The 20,180-nt window shown below is 32.4% G+C and carries 15 protein-coding genes; 8 read left to right on the forward strand and 7 right to left on the reverse strand.

Annotation, left to right across the window (positions count from 1 at the left end; all coding sequences use genetic code 11):
• The coding region (locus ES044_RS16495; RefSeq protein ID WP_147118358.1) for a transposase at positions 1 to 104 on the forward strand (104 nt) is incomplete at its 5' end.
• A 234-nt stretch (positions 105 to 338) separates the two neighbouring features.
• Here ES044_RS16495 and ES044_RS16500 read toward each other — a convergent pair.
• From ES044_RS16500 to ES044_RS16510, 3 genes are all read right to left on the reverse strand, one after another.
• Positions 339 to 2,957, reverse strand: a complete 2,619-nt coding sequence (locus tag ES044_RS16500) for an AsmA-like C-terminal region-containing protein (protein ID WP_147119694.1) — start codon at positions 2,955 to 2,957, stop codon at positions 339 to 341.
• Between the two features lie 327 nt (positions 2,958 to 3,284).
• On the reverse strand, positions 3,285 to 3,605 hold the full coding sequence (locus ES044_RS16505) for a CCC motif membrane protein (RefSeq protein WP_147119695.1): 321 nt from the start codon (positions 3,603 to 3,605) through the stop codon (positions 3,285 to 3,287).
• 8 nt (positions 3,606 to 3,613) lie between these two features.
• The gene (locus ES044_RS16510) at positions 3,614 to 3,823 is read right to left on the reverse strand and encodes a DUF2752 domain-containing protein (protein ID WP_223813568.1); all 210 of its coding nucleotides are present in this window, start codon (positions 3,821 to 3,823) and stop codon (positions 3,614 to 3,616) included.
• On the opposite strand from ES044_RS16510, the gene ES044_RS19065 reads away from it, so the two are divergent.
• On the forward strand, positions 3,726 to 4,031 hold the full coding sequence (locus ES044_RS19065) for a hypothetical protein (RefSeq protein ID WP_223269203.1): 306 nt from the start codon (positions 3,726 to 3,728) through the stop codon (positions 4,029 to 4,031). The two genes, ES044_RS16510 and ES044_RS19065, sit on opposite strands and share 98 nt — an antisense overlap.
• Before the next feature lie 82 nt (positions 4,032 to 4,113).
• On the opposite strand, the gene ES044_RS16515 is transcribed toward ES044_RS19065, so the two are convergent.
• Positions 4,114 to 4,437 (reverse strand): YbaB/EbfC family nucleoid-associated protein, encoded by a 324-nt coding sequence (locus tag ES044_RS16515; RefSeq protein WP_147119697.1) that lies wholly within the window; start codon positions 4,435 to 4,437, stop codon positions 4,114 to 4,116.
• Between the two features lie 144 nt (positions 4,438 to 4,581).
• On the opposite strand from ES044_RS16515, the gene ES044_RS16520 reads away from it, so the two are divergent.
• The 3 genes from ES044_RS16520 (at position 4,582) to ES044_RS16530 (ending at position 9,205) form a co-directional block, all read left to right on the forward strand.
• Positions 4,582 to 6,681 carry a S9 family peptidase gene (locus ES044_RS16520; RefSeq protein WP_147119721.1) on the forward strand — a complete coding sequence of 700 codons (2,100 nt, stop codon included), beginning with the start codon at positions 4,582 to 4,584 and terminating at the stop codon, positions 6,679 to 6,681.
• A 186-nt stretch (positions 6,682 to 6,867) separates the two neighbouring features.
• Positions 6,868 to 7,866: a PLP-dependent cysteine synthase family protein gene (locus ES044_RS16525; RefSeq protein WP_147119698.1), complete on the forward strand. Its 999-nt coding sequence runs from the start codon at positions 6,868 to 6,870 to the stop codon at positions 7,864 to 7,866.
• A gap of 91 nt (positions 7,867 to 7,957) precedes the next feature.
• Positions 7,958 to 9,205, forward strand: a complete 1,248-nt coding sequence (locus ES044_RS16530) for an aminotransferase class I/II-fold pyridoxal phosphate-dependent enzyme (protein ID WP_147119699.1) — start codon at positions 7,958 to 7,960, stop codon at positions 9,203 to 9,205.
• 320 nt (positions 9,206 to 9,525) lie between these two features.
• Here the strand turns inward: ES044_RS16530 and ES044_RS16535 are convergent, their stop codons facing one another.
• Both ES044_RS16535 and tsaD read right to left on the reverse strand, forming a co-directional pair.
• Complete coding sequence (locus ES044_RS16535) at positions 9,526 to 11,226, reverse strand: LTA synthase family protein (RefSeq protein ID WP_147119700.1); 1,701 nt, start codon at positions 11,224 to 11,226, stop codon at positions 9,526 to 9,528.
• Positions 11,227 to 11,472: 246 nt separating this feature from the next.
• A complete protein-coding gene (gene tsaD, locus ES044_RS16540; RefSeq protein ID WP_147119701.1) occupies positions 11,473 to 12,498 on the reverse strand; it encodes a tRNA (adenosine(37)-N6)-threonylcarbamoyltransferase complex transferase subunit TsaD in 1,026 nt (341 codons plus the stop codon).
• Between the two features lie 227 nt (positions 12,499 to 12,725).
• Here tsaD and ES044_RS16545 point away from each other — a divergent pair, with 227 nt between their 5' ends.
• The 3 genes from ES044_RS16545 (at position 12,726) to gap (ending at position 19,290) form a co-directional block, all read left to right on the forward strand.
• On the forward strand, positions 12,726 to 17,117 hold the full coding sequence (locus ES044_RS16545) for a translocation/assembly module TamB domain-containing protein (RefSeq protein WP_190311509.1): 4,392 nt from the start codon (positions 12,726 to 12,728) through the stop codon (positions 17,115 to 17,117).
• Between the two features lie 169 nt (positions 17,118 to 17,286).
• Entirely contained in the window at positions 17,287 to 18,270 is a 984-nt protein-coding gene (gene pfkA / locus ES044_RS16550) for a 6-phosphofructokinase (RefSeq protein ID WP_147119702.1), read from the forward strand.
• An 18-nt stretch (positions 18,271 to 18,288) separates the two neighbouring features.
• Positions 18,289 to 19,290 carry a type I glyceraldehyde-3-phosphate dehydrogenase gene (gap, locus tag ES044_RS16555; protein WP_147119703.1) on the forward strand — a complete coding sequence of 334 codons (1,002 nt, stop codon included), beginning with the start codon at positions 18,289 to 18,291 and terminating at the stop codon, positions 19,288 to 19,290.
• A gap of 355 nt (positions 19,291 to 19,645) precedes the next feature.
• Here the strand turns inward: gap and ES044_RS16560 are convergent, their stop codons facing one another.
• Positions 19,646 to 20,026: a Rid family detoxifying hydrolase gene (locus ES044_RS16560; RefSeq protein WP_147119704.1), complete on the reverse strand. Its 381-nt coding sequence runs from the start codon at positions 20,024 to 20,026 to the stop codon at positions 19,646 to 19,648.
• Positions 20,027 to 20,180 lie beyond the last annotated feature (154 nt).

Raw genomic sequence — 20,180 nt, forward strand, 5'->3', positions numbered from 1 at the left:
CGGAAGGATTAAATAGTGTCATGCAATTAGCACGATCTAGAGCTAGAGGTTTCAGGAATATTGATAATTTTTGTAATATGATATATTTCTTAGGGAATCACTAATCCATAACTTTTGGCGAAGAACCTTTAAAATAAAAGGAATTATTTTTCTTTTAGAAGTACACCTTGTTTTTAGAATAAATTTTGCAATTTAAAATGTATCCTTGTTTTTAGCTGATTTTAAGTTCGTGACACTCTATTTTTGGTTCTTGGCTCTAAAAGCAACGTTCTTTTATTTATTTTATCTTACAACATTGGTTAAAAAAGGCTACTTTTAGAATAACCACAAACATCCTATTATTTATTCCCTTTTACAGTATCTTTTTTCTTCTTGCCAAAAAGCCCGCCTAGAACATCTTTAATTTTATCAGCAGCTTTGTCTTTAGGTGTTGTTTTTGTTGAATCTTGGGGGTTTGCTCCAAGGCCTAATAAATCTGCGATTTTATCTTTTCCTTTAGATATTAAGCTTTGCTTTTGTCTTTCAACCAGCTCTTTTACCAAATTAGAAGTAGCATCTTTTATATTTGTTGCGAAATTAGGATTCGTAAAACTACCCGATAAAGTTGCTTTTACTGGAACACTTTTAACATCTGTAGCATCTTTAGTTGCTAATTTTGAAATTAAAGTAGTAACTTCTGCACCTAAGTATTTTACAGGAACATCAAATACAATATCGTAATCCATTTTATTGTCAAAACTATGATTTCCTGATAGCACCATGCCAATATCTTTATATTTTAAAGGAATTGGTTTCACATTTACTTGTCCGTTTTCAAAAGATAGTAACGCATTAATTCCATCTAAATTTAATTGATCTGCATCTAAAAAAGGAACTTTATTGCTCAACAGACTTAACGCTTTAGAGTTGCTTGCTTTTAATTTAGGGTTTAATAATTTCCCAAATAACTCACCAGAAATGGTTTTTAAATTAGGGGTCATATCTTCATTTAAATTTCCAGAAACTTGTAGGGTAGAATTTATTTTACCTTCAATAGTTTTGGCAATAGGAGCAATGGCTTTTAGCATTTCTAAATTTGAAAAAGACTCTGCAATATTCAATTCATCTAATTTTAAATTCATTTTAAAGGTCGATGCATTTCCTTTGGTAGAAACATTTCCATCAAAACCAATCTTTCCTCCAAAAATATCAGATTTTAAATTTTGTAGATTTACGGTTTCGTCTTTTACATAAATTGTTCCAGAAACATTGGTGAGATTAATATTATCATACACCACTTTTTTTGCTTCTGCATTGAATTTACAGTCTAAAAAAGCCGGGATTTTTAAAGCAGCAGTTGTCGTTGCTTCCTCGGCTTTTGGTTCCTCCGTTAAAAAATCGGATATTTTAAAAGTATTAGATTTCAAGTTAAAATTCCCTTTTAAAACTTCGTCCTTAAATATTAAACCATAAAAATTATCTAAATTTCCGTTAATGGCAATATCAGAACTTCCTGTTTTTGCATCAAATTCATTTAGTTTTATGGTATTTGAGTTAAAACTAATGGCAGTTTTACTAATGTAAAAAGTGTTGGCAACATCATCACCCGCATATTTAAAATCAGTTACCTTAATTGTACCTGAGTTTTTTACATTTTGATATTTCCCGTTTTCAATAGAGTTCATATCAAAGTTGGTGGTAACATCAGCATTTAGAATTCCGGCTAATTCGTTTTTTAGGAGTGCAGGATATACTTGGCCAATATTTGCTAAATTAATAATTCCTTTTGCTGTTAAGTTTACCTTCGGGTTTGATGTTAGATTAGCAATATTTCCATTTGCAGAAAATACATCTTCATCAATTTTAAAATTTAATTTATCAACGTTTACATAGGTGTCTTTTGTGATGCCTGTTTTGTTGACAATCCTTGCATCTATGTTGATGTTTTTTACCGCTTTTGGCAAATCGTCATATTTAAATAGGGCGTTTTTAGAGGAAAAATAAATATCAAAAGCCGGAATTGTGGTTGCCGATAAAACACCTTTTACAGTTCCTTTTAAATCGAAATTACCTTCCGTTTTTATAGTCTCTAAATTACCTGAATATTGTTTTGGTAAAAGTGCTAGTAAGTTTTTAAAAGAGGATGTAGGAGTCTTAAAAGTTAAATCATAAAGTTGATTTTCATCTACTAATTGAATAAAACCATCAAAGGCTAAAGGCAATTGATTGATGATTCCTTTGTTTTCTTTAAAAGTGTAGATACTGTTTTTTAAATCAATTCCTAAAATGGCATCCAACGAAATAGCAGCGTTGTTTATATAATTTACCTTGTCTAGGTCGAGTGATAGGTTTGCTTTAGATTTTGTATCCAAATCTAAAATATCTTCGGCGAAATTTCCTTTTCCTGTATGATTGATGTTTTCTAATTTCATTTCAATCATAGAACTTTGGTCTATGTACCTAAAGGTCATGTTGTTTAGCGCATATTCTTGAATGTCAAAAGAAAAAGAAGTATTCGTAGTCTGCGTATTTTTAGGCGTTTCTTTTGCAATCGCAATGTCATAATTGCCCATATTTTCTTTATTGAAAATAATATTTACTTGTCCGTTTTTGGTATTAATACTCTTTAAGGCAATTACCTCATCTGCTTTTTTCAAGAGCTCAGTAATATTCATGCTAAAATTAAGTGTTTTGGCACTGTAGAGTGTATCTCCTAAAAAAGGAGCTTTATTAAGAACCGCAATATCCGCTATTGTGATACTCGCTAGCGGAAAGTTTTTAAACAAACTTACATCGACTTCTTTAAAAGTTACGCTTGCATTGATATTATTGTTCATGGTATTCGAAACCATTAGTACAATTTTATCTTTGAATAAAAAAGGAATGGAAACCAAGCCAATCACTAAAATTAGTAAGATTGATAGCACCCATGTTGTAACTTTTTTCCCTAACGATTTTCTTTTTTTTTCTGTTTTCATTTTTTAGATAGATTCGTTTGTAAGCGCTACAAATTTACATTTTATGTTAAATAAATATTGTTTAAGTTACGTTAAATTAGTGAAACTCAATTTTTAAAAGTTGCAAAGCAACGCATTAAAAATTGCTAGTTAAACTAATCTCACTTTTTCAGCGGGATCTTTGGTGTTTATATTCCCCGACGCTCAGCGTCAAAATAAAAAAAGGAATTATCCTGTTTAATACCACGTACCTTTGGGTCGAGGTTTTTTATTATGCGTTTAGTACTATTGATTAACAAAAAAAACCTTCTAGATATAGAAGGTTTTTATAAAAAATGATAATTTTTCTTATGACTGTTGTATTTGATCAATTGCATCTTGATATTTTTCAAGAAAAACATCCCAATCTGTTGTTGCAATGCTATACATGCTGTAAACAAAATAAAGACCATTAATACTCAAGGCAACTAGGGCAAAAGTTTTAGCCGTTTTCATTGCTTTTACCTCATCAAAATCATATTCTTCTGGAAATTGTGCTGCTTCTTTTAGTTTTTTATTAGCAATTAAAAAAGAAGGAAGTGCAACAAGAACTCCGAGTCCAAAAAAGCAGCAGCATAGTAAACTTAAAGAAGATAAAACGTAAATTAAAGTGGTGTTGAGTTTTTTCATTTGATTTTTTAAAGGTTAATTTTTATTAAATAGCTAAGGACCATAATTGATACATTTAAGTAGGCTAAACTACTAATTATTTTTTTTGATTGCTTAAACTTTGCTTTAAAATTTAGCAGTATGAATAAAAATAAGGCTAATAGGGTAAAAATTGCAGGATACATTTTAAAAGCATCTATAAAATTACCGTTTATGAGTAGAAGAAGAGATCTCTGCAATCCGCAGCCCAAGCAATCAAACCCAAAAAAGGTTTTGCTAAAACAAGGCAACATATACTCTTCTAAATTAAAATTCATTTTTTTTGATACAAAACTTATAAACACCCTAAAATACTGTAAAACGAAAGTAATGTTTAAATTTTTGAGGCTTAATCATATTTATACTAATACTACTACTACTACTACTACTACTACTACTAAACCATAAATTAAAGAATTTAGCCTTTGTGCATTAAAGTCTAGTAAGGAAGCGGTTTTGCTTCTTTTTAGTCTAAAGTCTATTTTTATTATTATTTAAACATATCCATTCCAGGAATATCTGGCATTCCGTTTTTTGCGGCAGCAGCCATTTCATTTTCATTAATGGTCGTTGCTTTTACAATCGCTTTATTTAGGGTGATGATTAAAAAATCTTCTAATTCTTCGGCATCTGAAAGTAAAGAATCATCAATAGAAATTGCTTTAATGGTTCTATTGGCTGTTAAGGTAATTTTTATTTTTCCGTCGGCAGAGGTTTCATCAACCAGAACTGAATCTAATCTTACTTTTGTTTCTTCTACTTTTTGTTGTGCATCCTTTAATTTTTGCATCATCCCAGACATATCTCCAAACATAATTTTATTTTTAATTATTAATAAAACACAAAGCTACTAAAATCAACAAGAATTTATAGCGATCAAAAATGAAAAAAGATATTTCTTTTATCCTTATTTATTAACCTTATTTTTGCAGTCGCTTGTAAAAATGACAATACAATGATGAAGAGTACAGATGCCAAGCATCCCGTAGCAGAAAAAATACCAACAGAATTAAAAAAACATAACGATGTAAGAATAGATAACTATTTTTGGATGCGTTTGTCTGATGATCAAAAATTAGCGCCTATAAAAGACGACCAAACTCAAAAAGTTGTCGATTATTTAGAAGCTGAAAATGGGTATTATGACAAAGTAACGTCGTACACAAAGCCTTTTCAAGAAGATTTGTTTCAAGAAATGAAAGGCAGAATTAAAGAAGACGATTCTTCTGTACCTTATAAAGACAACGGTTATTTTTATATAACCCGTTTTGAAACCGGAATGCAATATCCTATTTACAGCCGTAAAAAAGGAACTTTAGCGGCTGATGAAGAAATTCTTTTTGATGTAAACGAAATGGCTAAAGGTTTTGATTATTATCAATTAGGCGGTTTAAATATTTCTAATGACAACAATTTAGCAGTTTTTGCAGTCGATACAGTAAGCAGAAGACAATATTTTTTACAAATTAAAAACCTGCAAACAGGAGAAATTTATAAAGATATTATAGACAATACCACGGGAGGTTCTGTTTGGGCAAATGATAATAAAACTATTTTTTATACCAAAAAAGATCCTAGAACTTTAAGAAGCGAGAAGATTTTTAGACATGTTTTAGGAACTTCTGCTTCAGAAGATATTGAAGTATATCACGAAAAAGATGAAACTTTTGGTGCCTATGTAACCAAATCTAAATCGAATACTTACATTATTATTGGTTCTTACAGCACACTCTCTAATGAAGCACAATATTTAGATGCAGACAACCCTACCGGATCTTTTACAATGTTGCAAGAACGAGTAGATAATTTAGAATACAACGTTGCGCATTATAAAGATCATTTTTATTTATTGACAAATAAAGACGAAGCAACCAATTTTAAATTGATGAAAACGCCTGTCTCTAAAACAGCAAAAGAAAACTGGGAGGATGTAATTCCGCATAGAGAAGACACCTTATTAGAAGATTTTTCTATTTTTAAAGACTATTTAGTTTTAGAAGAACGCACAAATGGTTTGAATAAAATTCGCATTAAGCGCTGGGACGAAACAGAAGATTACTATTTGCCTTTTGATGAAGAAACCTATGCTACCGGTGTTTATGGAAACCCAGAGTTTGATACCACTGTAATTAGGTACGGGTACAATTCTTTTACAACGCCAAACTCTGTAGTTGATTTTGATATGCGTACTCAATCTAAAGAAATAAAGAAAGAGCAAGAAGTATTAGGAGGTAAGTTTAACAAAGAAAATTATAAGAGTAAGCGTGTTTGGGTTACTGCGAGAGATGGTAAAAAAGTAGCTATTTCTATGGTTTATCATAAAGATACAGTACTAAACGAAAACACACCTTTTTTGCAATATGCTTATGGTTCTTATGGAGCTACAATTTCTGATAGTTTTTCTACCACCCGTTTAAGCTTGTTAGATAGAGGTTTTGTTTTTGCCATAGCACATATTAGAGGAAGCGAGTATTTAGGGCGCGAATGGTATGAAGACGGAAAAATGGGCAATAAGAAAAATACGTTTACAGATTTTATAGATTGTTCTAAATACTTAATTGATCACAACTACACCTCTGCAAAACATTTATATGCCATGGGCGGTTCTGCCGGAGGATTATTAATGGGCGCTATTATAAATATGAATCCAGAATTATACAACGGTATTATTGCAGCTGTGCCTTTTGTAGATGTTATTTCTACCATGTTAGATGATAGTATTCCTTTAACTACAGGAGAGTATGACGAATGGGGAAACCCAAACGACAAGGAATCGTATCATTATATTAAATCATATTCACCTTATGATCAAGTAACGGCAAAAGAATACCCAAATATGTTGGTAACCACTGGTTTTCATGATTCTCAAGTACAATACTGGGAACCTGCAAAGTGGGTTGCTAAGTTAAGAGAACTAAAAACAGATACTAATTTATTAATGTTACATACTAATATGGAAGCAGGTCATGGTGGCGCTTCTGGACGTTTTGAGGCCTTAAGAGAAACCGCAAAAGATTATACATTTTTGTTAGCTTTAGAAAATAAAGTGGGTGTTTAAAAGATTAAGCTTTCAAATGAATTTTGTAATTCAATAAGGAAGTGTATTTTTGTGCCCGATTGTTAGTCAGTTATTTTGATAAAGAGAACAAAGCAATCTCTAAATTATAAAAGATTATTTCGTCATTTTACTGAAAACAATTCGGTACAAATCCTCTTAATGTCGTTTATTTTATGAAATGTTAGCATGACAAGAAACCAAGGAATTAGTGAAAATATATTACAATTAGTAGGCGATACACCTTTAGTAAAACTAAACAATATTACCAAAGATTTAAAAGGAGCTTACTTTGCAAAACTAGAATCTTTTAATCCGGGCAATTCTCAAAAAGATAGAATAGCATTGCATATTGTAGAAAATGCTGAAAAAAAAGGTATTCTAACAAAAGGAGCAACGATTGTAGAAACTACTTCTGGCAATACCGGTTATAGTTTGGCCATGATTAGTTTGGTAAAGGGTTACAAGTGTATTTTAGCTATTTCAGATAAATCATCGCAAGATAAAATAGATTTGCTAAAAACAATGGGTGCAGAAGTACATGTTTGTCCGGCAAATGTACCTGCAGATGATCCAAGGTCGTATTACGAAGTAGCCAAAACAATTGCAAAGAAAACACCCAATTCTGTGTATATCAATCAGTATTTTAATGAGTTAAATAGTGATGCACATTATAGAACTACGGGTCCAGAAATATGGAAACAAACCCAAGGTAAAATAACTCATTTAGTAGTGGCAAGTGGTACTGGTGGTACAATTTCTGGAACAGGACGGTATTTAAAAGAGCAAAATCCGAATATTAAAATATTAGGTGTAGACGCGTATGGTTCTGTGTTAAAGAAATACCATGAAACGGGTACACTAGATTTAAATGAGGTTTCGCCTTATAAAATTGAAGGTTTGGGAAAAAACTTAATTCCGACTGCTACCGATTTTGATGTGATTGATGTCTATGAAAAAGTAACTGACAAAGATGCGGCATTAACAGCCAGAGAAATTATTAAAGCAGAAGGTATTTTTCCGGGGTATACTTGTGGCGCGGTGGTGCAAGCTACAAAACAATATGCGGCACAAGATATGTTTACCGATGATAGTGTTGTGGTGCTTATTTTTCCAGATAGCGGTTCACGGTATATGAACAAGATTTACAATGACTCTTGGATGCGAGAACAAGGTTTTATTGAGTAAGATTCTAAATAAAAGGGGGATGCATTGGTGAATTGTAAAAACTCGTAATTTTTGCTAACTTTGCAGTCTTCAATAAAAAGTAGATAAAAAAATGACGACAGATTTATTTGATAGAATAATAAAAGATAAAGGTCCTTTAGGAAAATGGGCAGAGCAAGCAGAGGGTTACTATGTGTTTCCAAAGCTAGAAGGTCCTATTTCTAATAGAATGTCTTTTAATGGTAAAAAAGTAGTTACATGGAGTATTAACGACTATTTAGGGCTAGCAAATCATCCAGAAGTATTAAAAGTAGACGGAGCGGCTTCTCTAGAACATGGTTTGGCATACCCAATGGGTGCAAGAATGATGTCTGGTCACACACCTTTACACGAACAATTAGAGCGCGAATGTGCTGAATTTGTTGATAAAGAAAATGCATATTTATTAAACTTCGGATATCAAGGTATTATGTCTGCAATAGACGCCTTGGTTACAAAAAATGATATTATTGTTTATGACATGGATACACACGCCTGTATTATAGACGGTGTGCGTTTGCACTCAGGAAAGCGTTTTGTATATCGTCATAACGATATGGAAAGTTTTGAAAAAAACATAAAACGTGCCGCTAAAATGGCAGAAAAAACGGGTGGCGGAATTCTAGTAATTTCCGAAGGAGTTTTCGGAATGCGCGGAGAGCAAGGGCGTTTAAAAGAAATAGTTGCTTTTAAAGAGCAGTACAATTTTAGATTGCTAGTAGATGATGCACACGGATTTGGAACTTTAGGAAAAGACGGAAGAGGAACTGGTTTTGAACAAGACGTACAAGATGATATTGATGTTTATTTTGCAACATTTGCAAAGTCAATGGCAGGTATCGGTGCTTTTTTAGCAGGAAATAAAGATGTAATTCAGTTTTTACAGTACAATATGCGTTCTCAAACCTTTGCAAAATCATTGCCAATGGCTATGGTTAAAGGGGCTTTAAAACGTTTAGACATGTTGCGTACAATGCCAGAATTAAAAGAAAAGCTTTGGGAAAACACCAATGCGTTACAATCTGGATTGCGTACCGCAGGTTTCGATTTAGGAACCACTCAAACATGTATAACTCCAGTATTCTTAAAAGGAGATATCCCAGAAGCAATGGCAATGGTAAACGATTTAAGAGAAAATCATGGTATTTTCTGTTCTATTGTGGTCTATCCGGTTATTCCTAAAGGATTAATTATTTTAAGATTGATACCGACTGCAACGCATACACAAGAAGATATTGATGAAACTATCACTGCATTTTCTGCAATTAGAGTTTTGTTAGAAGACGGAACGTATAAAAAAATGGCAGCAGCAATGGTGTAATTTTACAAACAACTATAAAAATAAAAAACCGAGCGAAAGCTCGGTTTTTTATTTTTATAGTTGTTTGTTTAGCTTCATTTATGGAATCAAGTTTAACATTAACTGAATGAATACATCAACGATTTCCACTAATTTAATTCTTAACGGTCGTTTGATAAGCGTATTTCAGATTTTAATGTTTTCTCTAAAAACAATCTTATACCTATATTTAGCTGAATTTGTCAAAGATTTTTGAATAGGATGCTACTATTGGTCGACAAATTCAGAACGCTATTTTGAAGTATTTAATCTTTCTACAGAGTTGTAAAGTACATCCTCAATCACTTTCTATCTAAAAAATCTTGATACGCATTTTGAGTAATCGCTTTGCCTAGAGAATCTAGTTGAGCCGCATTTTTACCTTCATTTAAAATAGCTTTTTCACTCACATAATCGTATAAGAATACTCCGTTTTTTGAAATAGTTCCGAAGCCTTTATTAAAAGTATAATGTGCAAATTGTGCATCAGATTGGTTAAAAATGTTTTTACCAAAAACAAACTTTTTAGTATCGCCTTTTAACAAATCTAATAAGGTGTAAGAAAAATCTACTTGACTAGAAAAGTTGTTTATTTCTTTAATATTGGGGTTTACTGCACCCCCGAGCCATAACATCGGAATTCTAAACTTTTTAGGAGAGAAATAAGGGCCTTCGTGTTTGGGCGCCGTATGCCCATGGTCTGACATGATTACAATTAAGGTGTTTTTATACCAATCTTGCTGTTTTGCAAAAGCAATAAAATTGCCTATAACGTTATCTGTGTATGAATGCGCACTTCTAAATTTATTATCATGCGTATCTGTACCAAATTTATATTCGCCTTTTATTTCGTATGGCTCGTGACTCGTTAAAGTAAGGGCAATTTTAAAAAAGGGTTCTTTTTGCTTGCCTGTTAAGTCTTTTGCAAAACGCTCTAAAAACACATCATCATAAGCGCCCCATTTAGAATTCCAATCTTTTTTATCGAACTCGCTACCATCAATAATATCGGTAATTCCTGCGTTTCTAATATAGGTATTCATATTCCCGAAGTTCATATCACCACCATAGTAAAAAGAGGAATGATAGCCTAATTTTTCCATTTCTTTAGGCAACATTGGCAAGCTCCTTGTTTTGTTGGGCATGCGCATAATTCTCTCAACCGTTGGCGGATAGTAGCCGCTTAAAATAGCTGGGAGTCCTTTGTCGGTTCTATCGCCGTTCGCATAAAAATTGGTAAATAAAAGTCCTTCTTTAGCTAGTTTGTTTAAATTAGGTGTTACTGTAGGTTCGCCACCTAAAGCGCCAACTACTTTGGCAGGTAAACTTTCCCAAAGAATTAAAATTACATTGGGTTTTGTCGTGGTTAAAATAGAATCCGTATCTGCTGTTAACAGCTTGTTTTTTGTTTTGTTAATGATTTTTAAGGCGGTTTCGTCTTCAAAATAAGCATACGGGTTGCTACCATCTACTTTATGGGTAATGGTGTTAGAGAAATTCCAAATGCAATTAATAGCAGCATGATTCGCAAACATTTGATCAGAAAAATACACATTACTTTGGTTTACAGGAATGGTTTGAAAGCCACCCCTAACAGGAATAATTAAAGCCGCTGTAAGGATTAAAAAAAGCGGAATTTCTTGCCAGCCTCCAAAAGTAATTTTAGGAATAATAGCGTTATGAATTTTTTGATAGAGTTTGATAAATACAAACGAAATAAAGAACCATGCTAAAATACCCGTAACCAACTGAAAAGTAGATACCGTAGAGATCATTAGCTCTGGCGTGTTTAAATAGGGCAGAAGCGATGCATCTAACCGAATGCCCCAAGCTTGGTATAAACCAGCATCAATCAATACTAATAAAGTTATAAAAATAAGCACTATAAAGGTGTACACCTTAATAACTTTTAATATCACTTTAGGGATGATGAAAATAGATAAAATTATCAATATAAAAGGAATAAAAGAAAGATACCCTGCAAAAGAAATGTCTAACTGCATGCCATATAAAAAAGTTTTTAAAGTGGTTGCAAAACCAAGTTCTTGTGTTTTTTCAAAATAATATACAAGAAAAAATAAACGTGCAAAAATGAAGTATACAATCCAAAATAGAACGTAATAGCAGTTGAATAATAATCTGTTTTTAAAATTTTTCAATAGAGTTGAATTTGATGACGTACGACTTCTTTTTAAATGGGTTTTAAAAGGAATTTAACGAGTGTTTAAAAGTATAAAACTTTAAACATATTATTCCGTTACTTTTAAGCGTGCTTTTGCAGTTACAGAAATAGCGGCATAATCGTTATTTATATATTTTAAATGACCTGTAATAGCAATCATGGCTGCATTGTCTGTGGTATATTCAAATTTAGGGATATAGGTAGTCCAACCCAAATGTTTTTCCGCTTCTTGTAGGCTATTTCTAATTGCAGAATTAGCAGAAACGCCGCCAGCAATGGCAATATGTTTAATACCTGTTTGTTTTACGGCATTTTTTAACTTTTCCATTAAGATTGCTACAATGGTAAACTGAATAGAAGCACAAATGTCATGTAAATTTTCTTTGATAAAATCTGGATTTAGTCGAACTTGTTTCTGAATAAAATAAAGAATTCCGGTTTTTAAACCACTAAAACTAAAATCTAAATCGCCTACTTTAGGTTTGGTAAATTTGTACGCCTTCGGATTTCCTAATTTTGCATATTGATCAATAAAAGGACCGCCAGGATAGGGCAATCCTAAAATTTTTGCTGATTTATCAAACGCCTCCCCAACAGCATCATCTATCGTTTCTCCTAAAATTTTCATTTCAAAATAATTGGTAACTTTTACAATTTGTGTATGACCACCACTTATGGTTAAACAAATAAAAGGAAAAGGAGGTGTTTTAGCGGCTTCCTCTTTTATAAAATGTGCCAAAATATGCGCCTGCATATGGTTTACATCTAACAACGGAATGTCTAAACCCAGAGCCAAAGATTTTGCGAAAGAAGTGCCTACTAGCAAAGAACCCATTAATCCAGGGCCTCTTGTAAATGCAATGCCAGATAATTGTTCTTTTGTAATATTTGCCTGTTCTAAAGCTTGCTGCACAACAGGTACTATATTTTGTTGGTGCGCTCTAGAGGCCAATTCAGGCACAACACCGCCGTATTTTGAGTGTACTTCTTGGTTTGCAACAACGTTACTTAACACTTTTGCATCGCACAGAACGGCTGCACTGGTATCATCACAAGAAGATTCAATGCCTAATATATATATGGGTGTATTCATTTAATAAGTTAAAGTAATGCGAAATTAGGTATAAATTTACGCCTGCCTCTGCTTTTTAAGAATAGAAATTTAATAGTTTGTTAAATTTGCACGTTCTTTGTACTATGTGGTAATATTTTTGATTACATCTTATAGAATTTTACAATTACTTAAATACAATTAGCATCAAAAACGTTGGAATCAAAATACTGAAATGGTTAGGGTACTTGTTGCTCTTTTTACTGTTGATGAGCATCATCCTTTCTATTCCTGCCATACAAACAAAATTAGGAAACCAATTAACCAATAAAATTAATAGCGATTTTGGTATCGATTTAACGGTTAAAAAGGTCGATTTATCTTTTCTAGGCAGTGTGCAATTAAAAGGCGTGCACATTAAAGATCATCATAAAGACACCTTAATCTTTGTAAATAAACTAACAACATCTGTTGTTAATTTTAGTAGAATCTTAGAGAATGAAGTAAATTTAAAAAGTATTTATTTAGACGATGCCTATTTTTACATGAAAACCTATAAAGGAGAAGAAAATGGCAACTTAAATGTATTTATTGATTCTTTTGATGACGGAATACCGAAAGATTCGCTTGCCAATCCGTTTATTTTAAAAACATCTAATGTATATGTAAATAATCTTAATTATAGATTAACAAATGCCAATAGAAAAGACTCGGTGTATTATACTGCAAAAAATGCAGGCGGTAATTTTCAAGATTTATCAATTGTTGGGTCCAATTTTTCATCGAATATAAGAGGGTTGTATTTTGAAGATTTATACGGATTGGAAGTGACTAACTTAACAACTAATTTTTCGTATTCTAATACGGCAATGCATTTTATAAAAACAACACTACAAACCAAAAAATCGAATATAAAGGCAGACATCGATTTTACCTATGAGCGAGAAGATTTATCAAATTTTAATGATAAAGTTCAAATCAATGCACGTTTTTATCAAAGTAAAGTAGCGGTGCAAGATGTTAAAAAGTTTTACGATGAATTAAGTGGTACAGATATTTTAGATTTAAAAGGCAATTTTGCAGGGAAGCTAAATAATTTCGATTTAAAAAAATTAAATGCATCCTCAAAAAAAGGGTTAAAAATAGTAGGAGATTTATCTTTTGTAAATGCCGTAAATAAAGAAAGAGGTTTTATTTTTGAAGGCAATCTTAAAGATTTAACAGCAACTTACAGAGCGCTTAAAAACATATTGCCCAATGTTTTAGGGAATAGATTGCCTTCTGAATTTGGTAAATTCGGTAAATTTAATTTAAAAGGACGCGTAAAGGTTACACCCACGCAGATGGAGGCTACGACTGCAGTAAAATCAGACATTGGTTCTTTAATTTCAGATCTAATGATTTCTAATATTGATGATATTGATTATGCCAATTATACAGGAGAAATAGCGTTGAGTAATTTTGATATTGGTGCTTTCTTTAACGATCCTTTATTTGGTAAAATTTCTTTAAGCGGTGATGTAAATGGGAGTGGTTTTAAGTTAGACAATGTAAACACTTCTTTTATAGGTACTGTTTCAGAGCTTCAGTTTAAAGGGTATAGTTATAACGATATTGTAGCAAATGGTCAATATCAAAATAATAAATTTGATGGCGAGTTAACGATAGATGATGAGAATTTTAAAATGAAGTTTAGTGGTTTAGCAGATTTATCTTCCGAAATACATAGATTCGATTTTAAATCAGAAATTGCCTATTTAAATTTAAAAGACACCAATCTTTTTGTAAGAGACAGTATTTCTCGTTTAAAAGGAATTATAGAGCTCGATGTAGAAGGAAATACGTTTGATGATATTGTAGGAAACGCTGTTTTTAAAGATGTTTTTTATACCAATCAAAAAAAGGAATTTAGTTTTAAAGAGTTTAAAGTTTCATCTTCGTTAAAAGACAGCATTAAAAGCATCGATGTTGTGTCTGAAGACATTGCAGAAGGGTATTTAAAAGGCAAGTTTACCTTCTCTGAAGTAGCTAAAGTAGCACAAAACGCTTTAGGGAGTATCTATACCAACTATAAGCCTTACAAAGTAGCACCTAATCAGTTTTTAGATTTTAATTTCACAGTTTATAATCAAATTGTAAATGTCTTTTTTCCTGCTATTTATATTGATGATAATACAAAAATAAAAGGAAAAATACAGTCTAATAAAGACCAATTAAAATTGACGTTTTCATCACCTAGAATAGATGCTTATGGCAATGAAATGAAAGATATATTATTAAGAACAGACAATCAAAATCCGCTTTATAACTCGCACTTAACAGCCTCTGAAGTAAATACCAAGTATTACAATATCTCTAAATTAAATCTTTTAAACAGAACCCAAAATGATACTTTATATTTTAAATCAGAATTTAATGGAGGTTTAAAAAACAATGAAAATTTTAATCTAGATTTTTTTTATACGATTAATCAAAATGAAAAATCGGTAGTAGGTTTTGAGAAATCTACTTTTGTTTTTAAAAATACGGCTTGGAATATTAACCCTGATGAAAAAAATACCGATAAAATTACATTCGATTTAAAGAATAACGAGTTTGCTTTTAGTCAATTTAAATTAATTTCTGGAGAGCAAAAAATAGCGTTTACGGGCGATTTAAAGGGCGATACAGAAAAAACGTTATTGGCATCTTTAACAAACGTAAAGTTAGAAAGTTTTTTACCAGAAATAGACAGTTTGGCATTAAAAGGAAGTGTTTCTGGTAGCCTAGATTTTATACAAAAAGACAATGTTTACAAACCAGAAGCAGTTTTGGTAATTCAAGATTTTGAAGTTAATAATTTTAAACAAGGAGAATTGGCCATCAATATTATTGGCGATAATTCTTATGAAAAATACAAGGTAGATTTATCGATTAATAATGATAAAGTAAAAAGTATTGCAGCCACGGGTGCTTTAGATTTTTCTGATGACAGACCTTTAATAGATTTAGAAGTGTTTTTAGAAGATTACGATTTGCAAGCCTTTAGTCCGTTAGGTAAAGATGTAATTTCTTCTTTAAGAGGTATTGTATCTGGCGATTTTAATTTGCGAGGTTTTTTAAGAAACCCAGATATGGAAGGTACCTTAATACTTAAAAATGCAGGGTTAAAGTTTCCGTATTTAAATGTCGATTTTGATTTTGAAGATGAAGCAACCATATCATTGCTGCAGCAATCTTTTATTATAGAAGACGTAAAATTAGTAGACACAAAATACAATTCTAAAGGAAGATTGCTGGGTAATATTTCACATCAAAATTTTGAACAATGGTTTTTAGATTTAGAAATTGTTACCGATAATTTGGTGGCTTTAGATACCAAAAATACCGATGAAGCGCTGTATTACGGTACTGCTTTTATGAAAGGATCCGTGGCTATTTCTGGTTTAACAGATCAACTAACAATCGATATTAATGCAAAAACAAACCCAGGCACAAAATTTGTAGTGCCTTTAAAAGATGTTGAAACGGTAGATAGTTATCGATTAATTCATTTTGAATCTGATCAATTAAAAACAGAGGAAAGGCAAAGAGAGGTTGCACAAGAAGCCTTAAAAGGGTTATCTTTAAACATCGATGTAGAGGTTACCAAAGATGCCGAGGCACAAGTAGTAATTGATGAAGTGAACGGAAGCCAGTTAACGGGTAGGGGTTCAGGAAACCTTCAAATAAGAATTAATACCCGAGGAAAATTTAACATGTTTGGCGATTATAGAATCGATAATGGGGTATATGATTTTAAATACGGAGGTATTATTAACAAACCTTTTGTGATTCAAAAAGGTGGTACCGTTTCTTGGTCTGGCAATCCTTATGAAGCAAATTTAGATGTCACTGCAATTTACAAGGCAAAGGCAAATCCGGCAGTGTTATTGCAAAATTTTAATTCGAACAGAAAAGAAGAAATAGATTTAGTTATTAGAATTACGGGCGGGTTGTTTAGTTCTAAACAAGAGTTAGATATTCAGCTTACAAATGTAGACCCTACAATTGCAAGTGAGTTAGAACTTATTCTGAATGATAATAATGTAAATGAAAAAACAACGCAGTTTATTTCGCTATTAGCCTTTGGTACGTTCAGAAATCCAGATAGGGTAAGTTTTGATGTAAATAACACACTGGCAGGTACGGCATCGAGTGCCATTGCGGGCGCATTTTCTAATTTACTAAATAGTCCTGATAGTAAATTTCAGGTAGGTGTAGATTATCAACAAGGAGAAAGTGGCAACGATCTAGATCGATTAAATATAGATAATCAGGTAGACGTATCTTTGAGCACACAGGTGAGCGACCGGGTAATTATCAACGGTAAAGTGGGTGTTCCGGTAGGTGCGCAAACACAATCTAGTGTTATTGGTGAAGTTAAAGTAGAGGTTTTACTAAATCCAGAAGGAAGTTTTAGAGGTGTTATTTTTAATCGTCAAAATGAAATTCAATATTCACAACAAGAAGAAGGTTACACGCAAGGAGTTGGTTTATCGTACCAAGTGAATTTTAATACACTGGCAGATTTACTTTTTAGAATAGGATTAAAAAAAGAAATTAATACTAGAAAAGAGCCTATTAAAAAAGATACTTTAAAGTCAATAAATAATAAATTAATTAATTTTCAAGGTAATTAAATTATGCTACTTTTGTGTAAGGTTTTGCATGTAATTACGTCAAATAAAAGGAAACAATTTAGGGCAAAAAATATTCTATTTCCTTTTAAATTGGGAGCTTATAGGCTAAAACGATTTCGTAATTTTATTATTTTAAACGATTAAAAAGAATTAATTTTACACTGTATATATGGGAGAAATTAAAAAAATAGGCGTGATGACCTCTGGAGGAGATTCTCCAGGGATGAACGCAGCAATTAGAGCTGTAGTAAGAACTTGTGCATATCATAAAATAGCATGTGCAGGAATTTATAGAGGTTTTCAAGGAATGATTGAGGGCGATTTTATAGATTTAGATGCGCGTAGTGTAAAAGGTATTATTAACAAAGGAGGTACGTTCTTAAAGTCAGCTAGGTCAACAGATTTTATGACCAAAGAAGGAAGACAAAAAGCGTATGATGCTCTAAAAGCAGCAGAAATAGACGCGATTGTTACCATTGGAGGAGATGGTACATTTACGGGTGCTTTAAAGTTTAGTCAAGAATTTGGTTTTCCGGTGATGGGAATTCCAGGAACGATTGACAATGATATTGCAGGTACATCGCATACTTTAGGTTACGACACAGCCTTAAACACTGTTGTTGAGGTTATTGATAAAATTAGAGACACCGCATCATCTCACAATCGATTGTTTTTTATCGAAGTAATGGGCAGAGATGTGGGGCATATTGCTTTAAATGTAGGTGTTGGTGCAGGAGCGGAAGAAATTCTGATTCCTGAAGAAAATTTAGGTTTAGATCGTTTATTAGAATCTTTAAGAAGAAGTAAGGAATCTGGTAAATCGTCTAGTATCGTTGTAGTTGCCGAAGGCGATAAAACAGGTAAAAATGTTTTTGAGTTAAAAGATTATGTAAATGAGCATTTGCCAGAATATGACGTTCGTGTGTCTGTTTTAGGCCATATGCAAAGAGGAGGTTCTCCTTCTTGTTTTGATAGAGTTTTTGCAAGTAGAATGGGTGTAAAAGCTGTTGAGTCTTTGCTTAAGGGTAAATCTAATTTAATGGTGGGTTTATTAAATGATAAAATAGCCGTTACTCCTTTAGAAAAAGCAATTAAAGGTCAATCAAAGATAAACAAAGAATTAATTCGTGTGTCAGACATTATGACCACATAATAGTAAAATAAGAAGAATATGATAAAAGTAGGAATTAACGGATTTGGTAGAATAGGAAGATTAGCATTTAGATCATCAGTATTAAGAGATAATGTACAAGTAGTTGCAATTAACGATTTGTTAGAGGTAGATTATTTAGCATATATGTTAAAATACGATTCAGTTCACGGAAAATTTGACGGAACTGTTGAAGTAAAAAATGGTATGTTAGTCGTTAATGGAAACGAAATCAGAATTACTGCAGAAAGAGATCCAGCAAATTTAAAGTGGGATGAAGTAGGAGCAGAATACGTAATAGAATCTACTGGTTTTTTCTTAACAGAAGAAACTGCAGGAAAGCATTTAACAGCCGGAGCTAAAAAAGTAGTTTTATCTGCACCTTCTAAAGATCATACACCAATGTTTGTAATGGGTGTAAACAATAAAGAATTAAAGAAAGAGCAACAGATTTTTTCTAATGCATCTTGTACAACAAACTGTTTAGCGCCGATAACGAAAGTTTTAAATGATAACTTCGGTATTGTAGAAGGTTTAATGACCACTGTGCATGCTGCAACGGCAACTCAAAATACGGTAGATGGTCCTTCTGTAAAAGATTGGAGAGGCGGGCGTTCTGCTATTGGTAATGTAATTCCTTCTTCTACGGGAGCTGCAAAAGCTGTAGGAAAAGTAATACCTTCAATGAATGGTAAATTAACAGGTATGGCTTTCAGAATTCCTACAATGGATGTTTCTGTGGTAGATTTAACTGTAAAGTTAGAAAAAGGAGCAACCTATGAAGAAATTTGTGCAGCAATGAAAACAGCTTCAGAAAGCGAAGAAATGAAAGGTGTTCTTGGTTATACGGAAGAAATGGTTGTTTCTCAAGATTTTGTTGGAGATACAAGAACTTCAATTTTTGATGCGAAAGCAGGAATCGCTTTAAATGATAATTTTGTAAAAGTTGTTGCTTGGTATGACAACGAAATGGGATATTCAACAAAAATTGTTGATTTAATTGAATATTCAGCTTCTCTATAATTTAAGAAGTTTTTAAACATATAAAACCTAATAGAATTAATTTTCTATTAGGTTTTTTTGTTTTCATTTAGAAATACAGGAGACAGTCGAGTAAATTTTAGATGATAAGGAGAAAAGAATCAGGAGCCAAGAAACAAGAAATTAGAGACAAAAATTGGAATTTAAATACTAATTGGCATAGATTTTTCTTATTTTTAACCACTAACCACTAACCACTAACCACGAACCACGAACCACGAACCACGAACCACGAACCACGAACCACGAACCACGAACCACGAACCACGAACCACGAACCACGAACCACGAACCACGAACCACGAACCACGAACCACTAACCACTAACCACTAATAGCTACTTCACCGCAATCATACTAATTTCTACATTTACAAATTTCGGTAAATTGGCAACTTCAACAGTTTCTCTTGCAGGTGCAGTTTCTTCGTTAAAATAACGCCCATAAACTTTATTTATTTCAGCAAAATTATTCATATCAGAAATAAAGATAGAAGCTTTTACAACGTTCTCAAAAGTCATTTCGGCTGCTGCCAAAACTTCTTTCATATTTTCCATTACTTGTTTTGTTTCTATGGCAATAGAATCTAAAACTAGTTCTCCCGTTTCTGGATGCAATGCAATTTGTCCTGAAGTGTACAGCGTATTACCACTTAAAATAGCCTGATTATACGGCCCAATAGGAGCAGGAGCTTTTAATGTTTTTATTATTGTTTTCATGTATTTTAAATTTAATTTTTTTAATTTCCACTAACCACTAACCACTAACCACTAACCACTAACCACTAACCACTAACCACTAACCACTAACCACTAACCACTAACCACTAACCACTAACCACTAACCACTAACCACTAACCACTAACCACTAAC

This window comes from Polaribacter sp. IC066 (assembly GCF_007997085.1).
Classification (GTDB): domain Bacteria; phylum Bacteroidota; class Bacteroidia; order Flavobacteriales; family Flavobacteriaceae; genus Polaribacter.